This is a genomic window from Streptomyces solitudinis, from assembly GCF_036323765.1.
Lineage (GTDB): Bacteria > Actinomycetota > Actinomycetes > Streptomycetales > Streptomycetaceae > Streptomyces.
On the sequence record NZ_JAZDCW010000012.1, the window covers coordinates 96,140 to 110,878 of the forward strand.

Here is a 14,739-nt window from a genome sequence, read left to right on the forward strand (position 1 = left end):
GTCAGTGACCGCGACGGACACCGGCAACGCGAAAGCCGTCGGCGATGAGATGGCTGTGACGGGCTATCGCGGCCCGGCCCCGAGAAGCGGCCCTGAGTCTCCCGCCTGGGTACACCTGTCCGGCACAGGAGACGCGACGGCTACCGACGGCGCAACCGTCAACACCGGCTATGTTCACACGCTGATTGTGCAGCCCGCGCCGCGGGAACCGGCGTCCTGGCCGCACCAGGTCGGTGTGGTCCCGTCCTCGGCGCGCTCCTTCCAGTACCGCGTCGAGGCAGAACAGCTGCGTGCGGCGGTCGAGGACGGGGGCACCGCCGTGCTGTCCCAGGTATTGACCGGGATGGGTGGGGTTGGCAAAACCCAGCTCGCCGCCGACTACGCCCGCGCCGCCTGGGCGGACGGTGGCCTGGACATTCTGGTCTGGATCACCGCGAGCGCCCAGGTCCCCGTGGTGAGCGCATACGCGCAGGCCGGCGTCGAACTGTGCCGGGCCGATCCCGCGGATCCCGAGCAGGCCGCGAAGACATTCCTGGCCTGGCTGGCGCCCAAGCCCGGGCAACGGCCGTGCCGGTGGCTGATTGTCCTAGACGATGTCGCCGACCCCAGCGACCTCGTCGTCCACCCCGAGGACCCCGGGAACCGCTACAGCCTGTGGCCGCCCGCCAGCCCACACGGCCGGACATTGCTCACCACTCGCCGTCGCGACGCCGCCCTGTTCGGAGACGGGCGCCGCCGAATCGAGGTCGGCCTGTTCACCCCTGCCGAATCGGTCAACTACCTCACCGCGGCCCTGAACGCCCAAGGCCGCACCGAGCCCGCGGTCCAGCTCACCGCCCTCGCCGCCGACCTCGGGCACCTGCCCCTGGCCCTGGCTCAGGCCGCCGCCTATCTCATCGACTCCGGCGAAAGTGCAGCGACCTACCGCAGCCTGCTGGCCGACCGCACCACGAAACTCACCGACCTCGCCCCCGACGCCCTGCCCGACGAACAGGCCACCGCCCTCGCCGCCGCCTGGTCCCTGTCCATCGACCGCGCCGACACGCTGCGCCCCGCTGGCCTGGCCCGGCCCATGCTCCACCTGGCCGCCCTGCTCGACGCCAACGGCATCCCCCAATCTGTCCTGACCAGCGAGAGAGCCCGCACCCACCTCGCCGCACACCGCACGACAGCCGGCCCCGGACGAAGGCGGCGAACGAAGTGGTGGCCGAGTAGACGGCAGCGCTCGGTGGTTCCTGTCCCACCGGACGAGGCTTTCGGTGCTTTGAGGGCCCTGGACCGGCTCAGCCTCATTGACCACCACCCGGGCAACCCCCATCAGGCCGTCCGCGTCCACCAGCTCACCCAGCGCGCCACCCGCGATATCCACACGCCCCACCAGCACCACCAGACCGCGCGCACCGCCGCCGACGCTCTGGTCGCCGTCTGGCCTGACATCGAACGCGACACTGATTTCGCCCAAGTCCTGCGCACCAACGCCGATGCCCTCACCCGCCATGCCGACGACGCCTTGTACTGGCCGGACGCCCACGTGGTGCTGCTCCGCGTCGGCCGCAGTCTCGGCGACTCCGGACAGGTCACCGCCGCCAACGGCTACTTCGAGCATCTCGCCGACACCACCTGCAGCCGCCTCGGTCCCGACCACCCCGACACCCTCATCACCCGCAACGAACTCGCCACCATGCGCGGGCGGGCGGGGGATGCGGCCGGTGCGGCGCAGGCCTTCACCGATCTGCTGGAGGACACGGTGCGGGTGCTGGGCTCTGACCACCCCGACACCTTTATCACCCGCAACAACCTCGCCATCATGCGCGGGGAGGTGGGGGATGCGGCCGGTGCGGCGCAGGCGCTCGCCGATCTGCTGGAGCACGAGGTGCGGGTGCTGGGCCCCGACCACCCCGACACCCTCACCACCCGCAACAACCTCGCCGGTTGGCGGGGGGAAGCGGGGGATGCGGCTGGGGCGGCGCAGGCCTTCACCGACCTGCTCGAGCGCATGGCGCGGGTGCTGGGCCCCGACCACCTCAACACCCTCACCACCCGCAACAACCTCGCCGGTTGGCGGGGGGAAGCGGGGGATGCGGCTGGGGCGGCGCAGGCCTTCACCGACCTGCTCGAGCGCATGGTGCGGGTGCTGGGCCCCGACCACCCCAACACCCTCACCACCCGCAACAACCTCGCCACCATGCGCGGGCGGGCGGGGGATGAGGCTGGGGCGGCGCAGGCCTTCACCGACTTATTGGAGGACACGATGCGGGTGCTGGGCCCCGACCACCCCGACACCCTCATCACCCGCAACAACCTCGCCTTCTGGCGGGCGGGGGCGGGGAGGTGATGCGGCCGGGGCGGCGCAGGTTCTTGCCGACCTGCTGGAGCACACGATACGGGTACTGGGCTCTGACCACCCCGGGGCGCACCGTCCGCTGCCGCGAGCGGCGAAGACGGCCCCCGGGTCACCGAACTCTGCGGACACCAAGGGCACGAGCAGGGAGCGTCCGCAGGGCCGGGCTCTTGCGGCCCCGGCATTTTGGCGACCCGCCGTTCCCCGACTGGTCGAGGAGGCTACCGGCGGCGGTGGAAGCACTCCAGCCGCGGAAGTCCATCAGCGACTTGAAGGCGTTCGCCGCACTCACGGGGTCCCGGCCGGAGCCGCGGCGCCCGGCGGTCTGCTGCAGCGGCGCCCGGCCGGCCGCCGCCGGGGGCATCACCGCCAGTGCGCCGGACGCCGACCACGGCCGCCGCCACGAGCTTGAGACGCCGCTGGCCGCGGTCGTGCGCGCGAACGGCGGGCGGCTCGCCACGGTGCGCTTCGTGCGCCTGCGTGGCCAGGCGCCGGGCTGTCAGCTTGGTCACGGGCTGACGCCCGTCGACGTGAGTTGTCTGGTCGGTTCAGCGGCGCATCGGCCCGTCGCAGGCCAGGCGGCGTGGGGTGTGGCTGGTGGGGGTGGGGTCGCTGGGGTGTTCGTGGTGGCGGGTGGCGAGCAGGGCGGTCACGGTGGCCGGTTCGGTGCCGGTGATGGTGGCGATCTTGTCGATGCTCAGGTGCAGGGTGTGGTGGAGCAGGACGGCGTCCTCGGCTGGGGTGGTGGGGTGTCCGGTGCGGTGGGCGACGGCGTGGACGTGCCGGGTCCACGCCCATGCGGAGGGGGAGATGCCGGTGACCACGGTGGTCCATTGGTCGGCCACAAGGTCGAAGAGCTCGGCGACGGCCGTCGCGGCCTCCTCGGGAGCGAGGAGGGCGGCGGCGTAGGCGTGGTAGGCGGGGCGGTGCAGGTCGTGGAAGGCGTAGAAGGCGGTGGCGAGCAGGGTGGGCAGGGTGGGCGCGGCGGCGAGTTTCATGCGGTCTTTCCCCCCGGGGGTTGGCCGGGGTCAGCCGAAGGCCCCGGCGGAGACGGAGCAGGTCTCGGTGTGGCCGTGTGCCCGGCTCCACAGGGCGAGGGCGGTGTCGGGCTGGCTCTGCAGGGTCACGGCGAGCTGCTTGACCACCGCGCGCGGGGGAACGCCAGGGCCTTCGAGGGCCAGGTGCAGGGCGGTGGCGCTGATGGTGTGCTGGGCGGAGGCCAGGACGGTCTCGCTGCTGGGCGAGCCGGCGGCGTAGAGGAGGGCCTTGAGGTAGGTCCGCAGGTCGCGTGCGGGGTTGTCGCTGGGGCGGGGCACGCCGTCGCCGTTGGCCGCGTCCCACAGCGACTGCATCAGCGCCGTGTCGGCCTGGCACACGTCGCAGATGAGCTTGACGTGCTTCCAGGAGGCGTCGCGCTCGCCGGAGAGCAGGCGGGAGACGTAGGAGGGGTCGATTCCCATGCGGTCGGCGAGGACCGCCTGGGTCAGGCCGCTGATCTGCCAGGCGCGGGTCAGGGCGCTTGCCAGGCGCTGGCGCGGCAGCCGCTGGAGGGGCTGCGGGTCCGGTGGGTCCGGCGGTTCGGTCGGTGATGGAAGTTTGCTGGCCGGGCGTCGTGGCCGGCTCCGCTTCGTGATCGTGCGGTCGATGTCCTGCGGGGGGTACTTCTTGCGCAGCCGGTCCGCGCTCCGCTCCAGGATGACCGCGAGTTCGTCGAGTGGTTTGCCCTCCGAGCGCTGGCGCACGACGAGCGTCGCGATCACGTCTTCGAAGAGGGCGTGAAGGCCGGCGGCTTTCTGGAGCAGTTCTTCCGCCGAAGCGTTCTCGCTGCTGGCCCGGTCCAGAAAGTCCTCGGACCGCACGATGGCATCCTCGGCCATGCCGCGGACGGCTTCGGTGCAGCGGGCGGCGCGGGCGGGGTCGGCCGTGGGAGTGGAGCGGGCCGCCCGGCCGGACGCGGACCGGGGGTTGTGAGGGGAACGGGGTGACACCGGTACCTCTTTTGGGGTGCCGGGGCGGGTATCTATGCCCGCCCACGAGGAAGGGGTTCGAGGAGATGCGCTGCGGCCGGGCGGCGAGGAGGCTGTCCTCGCCGCCCGGCTTGTCGCGTCAGCGACGGCGGAATCGGTGATGGATCAGCACAGATCCGTGCGAGGCCGCGAGACAGAGCATCAGGCAGGGCAGCACCCGGGGCGGAAAAGAGACCGGCAGGAGGAGGAGCGGCAGGGAAATCAGCACGATGAGCATGCTTGCGCGGGCCGTGACAACCGTGGCATGCCACCGCAGGGTTTGAACCCACGGCAGTGGCGGGATGATAGTTTCACGGCTCTGCTCCCGTGCAATTGCGGGAAGCAAAGTACGGCGTCGGTGACGAGTCATGAGGGACAACTCTCCTGGGTCGAACTGGCGTGAGAAGTGGCAAGACCCCGGCGCCGAGGCGACCAACCAGATGCCGGGGTCCTGCCGTTCCCGGCGATTGCCGGGGCATTGGACAGTACTACCTACCGGGCACCGGCAGCGCCGCTTAGTAGCGCTATAGGCATAGGTGCCCGTCACCACGGGCACGACCAATTTCTTCCCGGTCTGATCAGATTCTTTCAAATGCCGGTCAGAGATGATCAGACCGCACCCGGGAAAAGGACATTGGGTGCTTTTCGCTGAGAAAGTGGTGCGCCCGCGTAGCGCTCTTCACCTCAGTACGCCCTCCGCACGCCCCTCGCCCACCGGCCGGAGAGCCACAACTCTGTCAACAAACCTCTTGCCCTGCCGCCGGCCTACTGCCCCCATCGAGTGACAGGCAGGCCTTCACGCGAAAAGTTGTGCGAGCGGGCCTCCAGGCCGAGCCGCAAGACGCTGCCCGCAGAGCCCGGCTCGGCGATGCCGGAACGGTGGGCGACGCCCTCGAGCGGACGCGGCGAGTACGACGGCGGCCAGAACTCCGCGCCGGACGGCCGGGCGCGGTGGTCCCGACCGCCGGACCGGACCGACTGCACGAACCTGGCGGGCCCCGGCGCGGGGCGATCCGGTGGCACAACGCCGCGACGGCCGACGCGGCACGGCCGGACCCGCCGGCTTCGCCCTGTCCAACGCCCACACCGAGGTCCTGCGCCTGGTCGAGTACATCGACCAGGACATCGCCACCTGGCTCGGGCAGACCAGCCGCGTTCCCGAGCTGCTGCGCGCCCGGCCGTGACCATCCAGCGGCCCTCCCCTCACGCGGTCCTGCCCAGCGGCGCCGGGGCCCGGTACATCGCGGGGAGTGTGCAGCAAACCAACGAGCGGCGCTCGGCCCGCACACGGGGGCGCCGCCAGGGTCCCGTAGCGTTCGGCCGTACCCCTCCGCCTTTTCTGCGCGGAGCTGCTGAACCACTCCGTCGACTACGTCCCGTCCGCCACCGGAGCGGCGAGCCCCGCCCCACCGCCCCGGGCTGGGCGCGTTCTGTCGAGGGCAACTTCGCGGTGGCTGCTCCGTGCGCTGTGGTGCGCGGGACGGCGGAGTGCCGCGCAAGGTTCTGCCTGCCGGGCGGCGCGTTCGGCCTGGGCCCGGCGTAGCGCCCGGCGCAGTGCCAGGGGCTTGGGGCGCTTCAGGCGCGCGGCGCCGCGTCCCGCTGTCACTGGCCGGAGCCGCCGGATGAGTCCGGCGGCCGTTGCTGTCGCCTCAGGTTGTCCTCGGTGGCGCGTCGCTGGGCGTCCGGGGGTGGTGTGGCGGGGCTGTCGGCGCTGGGTGGTGGGGTGGGGTGGTGTGCGGCTGAGTCGCGGAGTGCCTGGCCGCAGTGGTCGGTGGTGCGGATCATGTGGGTGGGTGTTCGTGGGGCTGGCCAGCACTGGAGGAGGTAGTCCTCCACGGGGTCGCTCTGGACGGCTTGGTGGGGGGTGTCGCGGCCGCGGGCGTGGGCCCGCAGCCGGTACCAGCCGGGGCCGGCGTGGGCGAGTTCGGGGAGGGCGAGGTAGGTGTCGGGGCTGGCGGCCGGGTCAGGGACCTCGACGGCCAGCTGTCCGGTAGCGGAGTACACGCTGGCCTCGACGATGTCATCCCAGGGCCCGTCATCGAGGGACTGGGGCTCGCTGGGCAGGGGGTGGGCCCGGACGCGGACGTTCCCGGTGTGGATGCCCGTGTGGATCTTCGCGCCATGGCTCATGAGGACCACTAGGCCGTTGGAGTAGTCGGCCCACTCGGTGTCCAGGTACATAAGGTTCGAGTCCAGGACGTAGAACTGGTGATGGCTGACCGACACCTCGGTCCAGAAATCGTTCACGGCTCAGGTCGTCCCTTTGCGTTCGACACATGGTGCCCAACAGCCGCCGGGCCGACAGCCGCAGCAGCCTTCGAAGATGAGCGGGAGCGCGGGTAACGTCACCGCGGCGAGCCACAACCCGAGGCAGCGCGCCGGACCGTCCACCAGCGCCATCAGCACCCGGCGACACCGACGGGCGCGAGTATCTCCCACACCATGCCCCTCCCCCGCCGCTCCCCGGTTCCGCTGGGATGATCCTAGGTCGTGTGGCCCTCGCCCTTCCCCGGGCCTTCGCGGAGCTGTCCCCGCGGCGCATGTACGACATGGTCAGCAGGAGGCCCCCGCCGACCAGGAGCACCGCCCCCGCCGTGACCGCAGGACGCAGCACGTCAGACCATGACCCGTCCGATGCGGAGTGTTCCGCCGCCCGGTGGGCCAGGTACCAGCAGGGCAGGCTGCCCCAGGCGAGGAGGGCCGCGAGAGACCGCAGGCCCCGGTGCGGTTGTGCGGACGCGTCGCGGAAGGCCCGTACCGCCAGGAGCAGGTGGAGGAGAAAGTACAGCTCACCGACGGCTAGCCACATCCAGTACGGACCCAGTAGCCAGGCGGTGGAGGGCACGCCGAACAGCAGAGCCGCCGAGCTGCACAGAGCCCAGGCGGCGGTCACGATGCGCACCGCGTGCGCCGTAGGAGCAGGTCGGCCCGGACGTGCCCAGGCCGCCTACGCGGCATGGGCCTTTCTGTTGATCGTCATGCTGGTCATCTTCCTATCTGCGGGCGCTACGCGACCAGCTCGGGCTGAGCCGCAACCTTCCGCGCGGCTCGGACACCCTGCAGATCGCGCCTACAGATCTCCCTCGAGCCCAGCGACGGAAGGCGGTGTGACCTCGATGATCACGGCCGTGCCGACAACCGGCCTGCCTTCGTGCATGGTGATCACGTCGCCAGGCTGGACATCGCGCCACTGTTCGGGGCTGAGTGGTGCCAAACGGACCGTCGCGCTTTCTCCCGGCGCCAGGCCGGGTGCACCCTCCACCCACAGTCGCGCAACGTTCACTGCCTGCCCGCCATCGGGCGCCCGGTTGCCGATGTCCCAAAGCGGCCGCAGCTGCCCCTGCCCGGAGAAGGCGGTCTGACGTCCGCCCTCCTTCGTGCTCAGCAGGCTCAGCCTGGCCCGGAGGATGCCGTGCTGCATCTCCCCGGCCCGCCACTCGCACCAGTCAGCGCTGTGCTCCAGCATCATCTGGCGGGCTGCCTCCTCGAGTAGCGACCAGAATCGCAAGGAAACCGGCTGCTCGTCCGCAATCTCCATCAGGAGGTCGAGGACCAGCTCCCACTCCTGGTGCCGTTGATAGTCGCGCACGTCGTCAACCGACACACCGTTTTCAGCCCGGGCACCCTCGGGGAGTAGATCAGTCGCTCGCCGAAGGAGCGTGAAGGCATCGTCCATGAGGAACATTTTCCAAGGCCCCAGTCACGTCCTCATCGGGCACCCTTGCGAGAACCGGCTCGGCGACACGCCCGGAAGGCCGCCGATCCTCAAGAAAATCGGCCGCTACTCTCAGCGACCTATCGGCGGACAGACTGTCGGACCGCGCGGAAGATTTCAGGAGCGCACGATTCATTTCAGTACGTCCTTCAGTGCCGCACCAAAGGCTTCAGTGCCGCGGCCTCGACGGCAGGGCGCGGGCAACCATCCGGCCGCGCTCGATCGTCCTCCGGGCATGACACCCGCACCTCCCGAACCGCCTTCCAGCACGCCGCCGTCGTGGCCGCACTGCGGCCACGACGCCGCCCAGGCCGATCCGGTCGGCTGCCGCGGCATCCACGTTGGTGACCACACCGCCTGTCTGGCCCACCTGAGCGAGGCCGACCGCGCCGCCTACCTCGCGACGTTGTCACCCGGCACCAGCATCGACCACCGCGGCACCCCCTTCACCACGGAACTGCTGCACCAGTTACTCGCCGCCCTACGCAGCCCCACCACCGGTCTACCCCTCATCGGCGACGCCCGGTTCGGCGGGACGTCCTTCTCTGGCGACGCCTGGTTCGGCGGGACGTCCTTCTCCGGCGACGCCGAGTTCAGCAGGGCGTCCTTCTCCCGTGACGCCTGGTTCAGCGAGGCGTCCTTCTCCGGTGTCGCCTGGTTCGACGGTGCGTCCTTTTCCAGCGACGCCGGGTTCGACAGAGCCTCTTTCTCTGGCTTCGCCCAGTTCGGCGAGGCGTCCTTCTCCGGTGTCGCCGGGTTCAACGGAGCGTCCTTCTCCCGCGCCCAGTTCGGCGAGGCGACCTTCTCCGGCACTGCCCGGTTCGACGGGGCGGCCTTCTCTGACGACGCCTGGTTCGGCGGGACGTCCTTCTCAGGCGACGCTCAGTTCCACGGGGCGGCCTTCTCCGGCGACGCCCGGTTCAACAAGGCGCGATTTGAATTGACGTCGGGCATGGGACCGCTGGTGTGCGGTAAGCGGGTGGTATTGGACACCGCGGTGTTCCAGCAGCCGGTGACGTTGGAGATTGCAGCCCGTCAGGTGAGTTGTGCGCGCACCCGATGGGCGTCGACCGCCATGCTCCACCTGCGCTATGCCGAGCTGGACCTGAGGGATGCGGTCTTCGAGTACCCGGTGCTAATCGCCGCCCGTCCCACCCCTTTCCCCCTGTCCAGCTCAACTGGCTTGTTGCCAGAGACAAAGCTGTTCGGCCTGGAGCCCGGCGTGCACCTGGCGACGGTGGGCGGGGTGGATGCCGCGCACCTGGCGCTGCACGACATCGACCTGAGCAGGTGCCGGTTCGCCGGCGCCGTCCATCTCGACCAGCTGAAGGTTGACGGCTGGTGCACCTTCGCCACCACCCCCACCGGGCGGTACGGCCGATCTCCTTGGCGCTGGAGTCCACGGCGCACATTGATTGAGGAGCACCACTGGCGCGTCCAAAGCCGTCACAGACCCGACCAGCCCCGTGGTTGGACTCGCCCGCCCGAGGACGCCGCTGTGCTACAGCCGGCCGCGCTTGCAGCACTGTACCGACAATTACGCAAGTCATTGGAGGACGGTAAGAACGAGCCGGACGCCGCCGACTTCTACTACGGCGAATGCGAGATGCGCCGCCACGACGCCACCCGGCCCTGGGCGGAGCGGACACTGCTGACCGCCTACTGCACTCTGTCCGGATACGGTCTGCGCGCCACCCGCGCACTGGCCTGGCTGGCGGCGGCCATGGCCGCCACGGTCGCGGTGATGGTGCTGTGGGGGCTGCCTGCGGAGGATCCGAAGCCGACCATCACCGGCCGCCAGGTCGCCGCCGGGCAGGAGGTCGCCTGGACCACCGACACCCCCGATCCGGTCAACCCCACCGGCCCGTGGTCCGAGCGCGTCACCACTGAACGGTTCGACAAGGCCCTGCGGGTGGTGATCAACTCGGTGGTATTCCGCTCCTCCGGCCAGGACCTGACCACCGTCGGCACGTACACCGAGATGGCCTCCCGACTGGTCGAACCCGTCCTCCTCGGCCTGGCCGTCCTAGCTGTCCGCAGCCGCGTCAAACGCTGACCACCAGCCCATCCCGCAGAAGGACCGCCGACGCCACGGCCGCCGGACACCGAAGGGATCGGTGCGCTCGCACCATCCCGAGACACCGCACGGAAGATTTCAATGCCCAGGTCACAGAACCGCCCACTGAAATCTTCCGTGCGGCCCGACACAGACGGCCCCAAGCGGTCAACATGCCAAGTTCGGATAAGACCAGCTCGGCGCGCTCGGCCTGGTCCTCAACGCCATCGTGCTCTGGACGACGAAGTACATCGACGCCGCCGTCACCCAGCTCGCCGCCGAGGGCCACGAACTGCCGGACGAGGACATCGCCCGCCTGTCCCCGCTCAAGCACCGCAACCTGAACCTCCTCGGCCGCTACAGCTTCACCGCCTCGACCCCGGCCGCCGGCGCTCTGCGTCCGCTGCGCGATCCGGAGGCGCCGGAGCTGGACGAGGACGATGACGGTGGCGGCCAGGAGTGAGCGCCGAGGCCCGAACGAGGTGCTGCTCAACCTGTGCTGCCGCTGGGATACCAGGGGCGTGGAGTCAGAGGGTGACCTGCGGGTGGGCGGGGCTGAGGTAGTGGACGGCGCTCTGGGCGGAGTGTTCGGTGAGCAGGTCCTGCAATTCCTCGGCGGCAGTGGTCAGGAGGTGTCCGTCGCGGGTAGCGGTCAGGGTTTCCAGGACAAAGGCGACGTGGGTGGAGTCCTCGGTGACGCGGGTGCGGTGTGCGTCGCGGTGGTTCCAGTGGCGGGTGAGGACGTCGGTGGTGTCGGTGTAGACGATCTCGCCGGGCTTGGGGTTCTCGACGGTGTCGGGTTCGCCGAGCGGGGTGAAGGTCTCGGTGCCGTCGGCGTAGCGGATTTCGACGTCGCCGGTGACGTGGGCGAGGTCGAAGGCTCCGGCGGGCAGGCCGTGGCGGACGGAAACGGCGTTGTAGGAGTCGACGGCCGGGTTGATCCGGGGCAGGGTCCCCTTCTTCGCCATGCGGCGGCCCAGGGCATCGACGCTGGGGCGGATACGGCGGGGATTGGTGCCGAAGGAGCGATAGGCGGTGTGCCACGCCTTGATGCGCGGGTCGCTCTCGTCGGCCGGAGCCCAGGTGCCGTCGGCGAGTTGGGCCTCCAGGTTCTCCAGAGCCTCGGTGGTATGGGGCCAGGGCTCGCGGCCATTCAGGCCGGTGGCGGTGACGACGGCGATGAGGGTGTCGGGGAAGGCGTCGGCGACGTCGGGGCTGATGCGGAAGGCGGTCATCGTGGGAGCGTGTCCGTTCGGTGAGCTGGCCGAGGGTGGCAGTGGTCAGGACTTCCAGGTGCCGATGCGGTCCAGGCGGCGGAGCTGCTGGCCGGCGGTGGGTGCGTCCAGGGCCGTGCCGCGTTCGGTGAGCCGGCGGGCGGTTTCGGTGCGCTGCTCGACGGGTTTGTGGTCGTCGTACTTGAACTTCGCGCGGACCTCGGTGACGTCCAGGCGCAGGCCGCGGATGCCGGGCAGCATCCGCCCGTAGGGAGGCTGGTCGGGATCGATGGGGGCGTGGTCGCCATCGGGCTGGAAGTGGGCCATCTGCCGGCGCAGCAGCTCGGCCTTGGCCGCCGGGTCGTCGATGATGCCGGCCTGGCAGGTGAACTGGACGGCGGCGTAGTAGCTGGTGGGGACGCCGTCGATGGGCTCGGTGCCGGGCTTGGCGCGCCAGGGCCCGGGAATGAAGGCGTAGTCGCCGGTGACGGTGAAGGTGACGTTCGGGTCGGCCTCGATCGCCTTCCACACGGGGTTGGGCCGGGCGAGATGCACGAGCAGGGCCGTGCCGTCGACGGTGAAGTGGGTGGGCACGACGGCCGGCGGGTGTCCAGGCAGGCCGTTGACGCTGAGGATGCCGAAGTCGTGGCCCTCCGCGATCCAGGTCTGCCACTCGGCGTCGTCAAGGGCGGCGTCCCAGGGCTGGATGAACATGCCGGGTTCCTTCCGGGGAGGGTGGTGGTTCAGGTGAGGGCGAGGAGGCTGACGGCGACGGCGGCGGTGCCCAAGCCGATCAGCTGTCCGCGGTGGATGCGTTCGGAGAGGACGCTGCGGGCGAGCAGAACGGTGCCGGCCGGGTACAGGGCGGTGATCACGGCGACGACGGCCAGGTCGCCGCTGCGGGCGGCGAGCAGGAACAGCAGGTTGGCCACCGAATCCAGCACGCCGGCCGCCGCAGAGATCCCGTAGGCGGGCTTCTCCGTGCCCAGGCGGCGGAACATCACGCCGGCGGCAGCCAGGGTGACGGCGGAGGAGACGGCGCGGCCGACGATCAGCGGGCCGACGCCGCTGTCGGAGGGTGCCTGGTGCAGGAAGACCAGCTGCAAGGCGATCGCGGCGCCAGCTCCGAGGGCGAGCAGCAGCGCGGTGCGCGAGGGGCGGGCCGACTTCGCGCCGTGCCCGGCGCTGACCAGCACCACGGCCGCCAGCGCCAGCGGCAGGCCGACCAGCCCGGCCACCCCCAGGTGCTCGCCCTGCACCAGCCCGACGCCGACCGGCAGCATCGCCGACACCAGCGCGGTGACCGGGGACAGCACGTTCATCGGCCCGATCGCCAGGGTCTTGTAGAGCAGGGCGAACGCGGCGGCCGACGCCACGCCGGACGCGGCGCCCCAGGCCAGGGTCGCCGGGGCGAAGGAGGCGCCGAGGACGGGCCACAGCAGCAGCTCGACGGTCAGCGAGGCCGGGGCCGCGATCATCACGGTGCGCAGGACATGGGCCTTGCGGGCGCCCAAGCCGCCGAGGAAGTCGGCGCATCCGTAGGCCAGAGAGCTGCTCAGGGCCAGCAGCAGAGCGATCACAGGTAGTACATCCCTTACTATCAATGGAACGACTACACCGTACAACGCACCGACCGTAAGTCGTCAACCGACCGACCGCACGGACCAGTGCAGTGACCCACCTGCTTGGAGGGGTGATAGCGATGACGGAGACCGAGGCGGCGCTGCGGACGCTCGCGCACAACGTCCGCGCGGCCCGCACCCGCGCCGGACTTTCCCTGGACGAACTTGGCCGCCGGGCCAAGGTCAGCAAGGGTGCCCTCGTCGCCCTGGAGAAAGCGCAGGGCAATCCCAACTTCGCCACCCTGGTCCGCCTCGCCGACACGCTCGGCGCCTCCGTTTCCGCCCTGATGGAAGGCCGCCCCGAACAGCGGGTGCGGGTGGTGGACGCCGACACTGTCATGCCCCTGTGGAAGGGCGAGCACGGCAGTGAGGCCCGGCTCATGCTGACCACCAGCGGTCCGGCGGCCACCGAAGTCTGGCGCTGGACACTGGAACCCGGTGAGGAATACCCCAGCCACCCCCACCAGGCCGGCGTGACCGAGACCATCAGCGTCACCAGGGGCGAGATGGTCCTCGTCGTCGACGGCATCGACTACACCGTCGCCGCCGGACAGACCGCCACCTTCGACGCCGACACCACCCACACCTACCGCGGCACGGGCACACAGACCTGCCACCTGATCATGACCGTCCACCTGCCCCCGGGCCCCGGGTAGCGTCCCGATGACCCCAGGAGGCCGGACAGCATCCGGCTTCCTGTCGGCAAACGATCGTTTGGCGACAGGCAGGCGGCGCGTCCAATGAACCCGTGCAATCCGAGGGCTCACGGCGCCGCGAATCCAATCAGATCCGATGGTGATTGCTGACAGGGTTTGACGACAGCTAGGCTCCGATCCTCCGTACGGAAGGGGCCCCTCGGTGGCGAACCTGGTCTACAAGCGGGTCTCGACCGACCAGCAGTCCACCGCCCGGCAGAACCTCGTCCTGGACGAGGCCGGGATCGAGGACCCGGTCGTCTTCGAGGAGGACCCGGGCACCTCCAGCCGCCTCCACCCCCTCCAGCGCCCGAAGTTCCGCGAGCTGTTGACGTACGCGCGGCCGGGCGACACCGTGCACATCTCCGAGATGTTCCGCCTCGTCCGCGGCACCGGGCACATCCTCGACGTGCTCGATGTCCTCCACCGCGACCAGGTGGCGCTGCGCATCCACGACGGCGCGTTCTCCGCGATGGACCTCACCGCCCGCCACCCCCGCACCGGCGAGCTGCTGTCCACCGTGAAGTTCATGGTGCAGACCCTCGCCGCCGCCGGCGAACTTCAGCGCGACCTCCAGCGCGAGCTGACGTACGACGGGCTGCGTGCCGCCGAGGCCAGGGGCAGCAAGGGCGGGCGCCGCCCCGCGGTGGCGGCCGCGAAGACCGACGCCGTACGCACCGCGTACCTGGAAGGGCGCTCCATCGCCGCCCTCGCCCGCGAGCACCGGGTCAGCCGCGGCGCCATCCGCACGGCCGTCGCCGACCTCCTGCCCGACCACACCGCCAGCGAGGAGGACGCGCCCGCCCCGGAGCTGCCGGTCACCCTCGACATGCCGGGCAAGGTCGCCGACTACCTCCGCGCCACCGAGCTGGAGCCCGCCGAGCGTGCCGCGCTCGACCAGGGGACGACCGTACGGCGCGGCCAGGGCTACACCCTGCGCGTCAGCGCCGTCCCCGCCATGCACCGAGGGCTCCTCGCCCGCTGCCAGCCGCTCGACGGCGGTCAGGGCCTCCCCGCGGTCCCTGCCCAGCGCAAGGCCCGCCGCGAGTACGAGAACAGGGTCAGCGCCCTCACACCCTGAACAAGATCG

Annotated in this window: 12 protein-coding genes and 1 pseudogene; 6 read left to right on the forward strand and 7 right to left on the reverse strand. The window is 70.7% G+C overall.

From position 1 onward, the window contains the following. Window positions 1-4: 4 nt before the first annotated feature. Window positions 5-2,335 carry a tetratricopeptide repeat protein gene (locus tag V1J52_RS24310; RefSeq protein ID WP_330142111.1) on the forward strand — a complete coding sequence of 777 codons (2,331 nt, stop codon included), beginning with the start codon at window positions 5-7 and terminating at the stop codon, window positions 2,333-2,335. 554 nt (window positions 2,336-2,889) lie between these two features. On the opposite strand, the gene V1J52_RS24315 is transcribed toward V1J52_RS24310, so the two are convergent. Together V1J52_RS24315 and V1J52_RS24320 are read right to left on the reverse strand one after the other, a co-directional pair. Beyond that, the gene (locus V1J52_RS24315; RefSeq protein WP_330142112.1) at window positions 2,890-3,339 is read right to left on the reverse strand and encodes a hypothetical protein; all 450 of its coding nucleotides are present in this window, start codon (window positions 3,337-3,339) and stop codon (window positions 2,890-2,892) included. Window positions 3,340-3,369: 30 nt separating this feature from the next. Beyond that, window positions 3,370-4,218, reverse strand: a complete 849-nt coding sequence (locus V1J52_RS24320) for a helix-turn-helix domain-containing protein (protein ID WP_330142113.1) — start codon at window positions 4,216-4,218, stop codon at window positions 3,370-3,372. Window positions 4,219-5,363: 1,145 nt separating this feature from the next. Here V1J52_RS24320 and V1J52_RS24325 point away from each other — a divergent pair. Beyond that, entirely contained in the window at window positions 5,364-5,531 is a 168-nt protein-coding gene (locus tag V1J52_RS24325) for a hypothetical protein (protein WP_330142114.1), read from the forward strand. A gap of 418 nt (window positions 5,532-5,949) precedes the next feature. Here the strand turns inward: V1J52_RS24325 and V1J52_RS24330 are convergent, their stop codons facing one another. Then, window positions 5,950-6,594, reverse strand: coding sequence for a hypothetical protein (locus V1J52_RS24330; protein WP_330142115.1), 645 nt, complete (start codon window positions 6,592-6,594; stop codon window positions 5,950-5,952). Window positions 6,595-7,417: 823 nt separating this feature from the next. Further along, on the reverse strand, window positions 7,418-8,023 hold the full coding sequence (locus V1J52_RS24335; RefSeq protein ID WP_330142116.1) for a hypothetical protein: 606 nt from the start codon (window positions 8,021-8,023) through the stop codon (window positions 7,418-7,420). Between V1J52_RS24335 and V1J52_RS24340 the strand changes: the two genes are divergently transcribed. Together V1J52_RS24340 and V1J52_RS24345 are read left to right on the forward strand one after the other, a co-directional pair. Next, window positions 8,022-10,118: a pentapeptide repeat-containing protein gene (locus V1J52_RS24340; protein ID WP_330142117.1), complete on the forward strand. Its 2,097-nt coding sequence runs from the start codon at window positions 8,022-8,024 to the stop codon at window positions 10,116-10,118. The two genes, V1J52_RS24335 and V1J52_RS24340, sit on opposite strands and share 2 nt — an antisense overlap. A 190-nt stretch (window positions 10,119-10,308) precedes the next feature. Then, window positions 10,309-10,581: pseudogene (locus V1J52_RS24345) on the forward strand (Tn3 family transposase); the annotation flags it as partial. Between the two features lie 64 nt (window positions 10,582-10,645). Here V1J52_RS24345 and V1J52_RS24350 read toward each other — a convergent pair. From V1J52_RS24350 to V1J52_RS24360, 3 genes are read right to left on the reverse strand one after another with little or no spacing between them, the layout of a single operon-like run. Further along, window positions 10,646-11,353, reverse strand: coding sequence for a B3/B4 domain-containing protein (locus tag V1J52_RS24350; protein WP_330142118.1), 708 nt, complete (start codon window positions 11,351-11,353; stop codon window positions 10,646-10,648). A gap of 45 nt (window positions 11,354-11,398) precedes the next feature. Further along, a complete protein-coding gene (locus V1J52_RS24355; protein WP_330142119.1) occupies window positions 11,399-12,046 on the reverse strand; it encodes an FMN-binding negative transcriptional regulator in 648 nt (215 codons plus the stop codon). A gap of 29 nt (window positions 12,047-12,075) precedes the next feature. Next, complete coding sequence (locus tag V1J52_RS24360) at window positions 12,076-12,912, reverse strand: EamA family transporter (RefSeq protein ID WP_330142120.1); 837 nt, start codon at window positions 12,910-12,912, stop codon at window positions 12,076-12,078. A gap of 122 nt (window positions 12,913-13,034) precedes the next feature. On the opposite strand from V1J52_RS24360, the gene V1J52_RS24365 reads away from it, so the two are divergent. Then, window positions 13,035-13,610, forward strand: a complete 576-nt coding sequence (locus V1J52_RS24365) for a helix-turn-helix domain-containing protein (protein ID WP_330142121.1) — start codon at window positions 13,035-13,037, stop codon at window positions 13,608-13,610. Between the two features lie 202 nt (window positions 13,611-13,812). Beyond that, window positions 13,813-14,730, forward strand: a complete 918-nt coding sequence (locus V1J52_RS24370) for a recombinase family protein (RefSeq protein ID WP_330142122.1) — start codon at window positions 13,813-13,815, stop codon at window positions 14,728-14,730. Window positions 14,731-14,739: the final 9 nt, after the last annotated feature.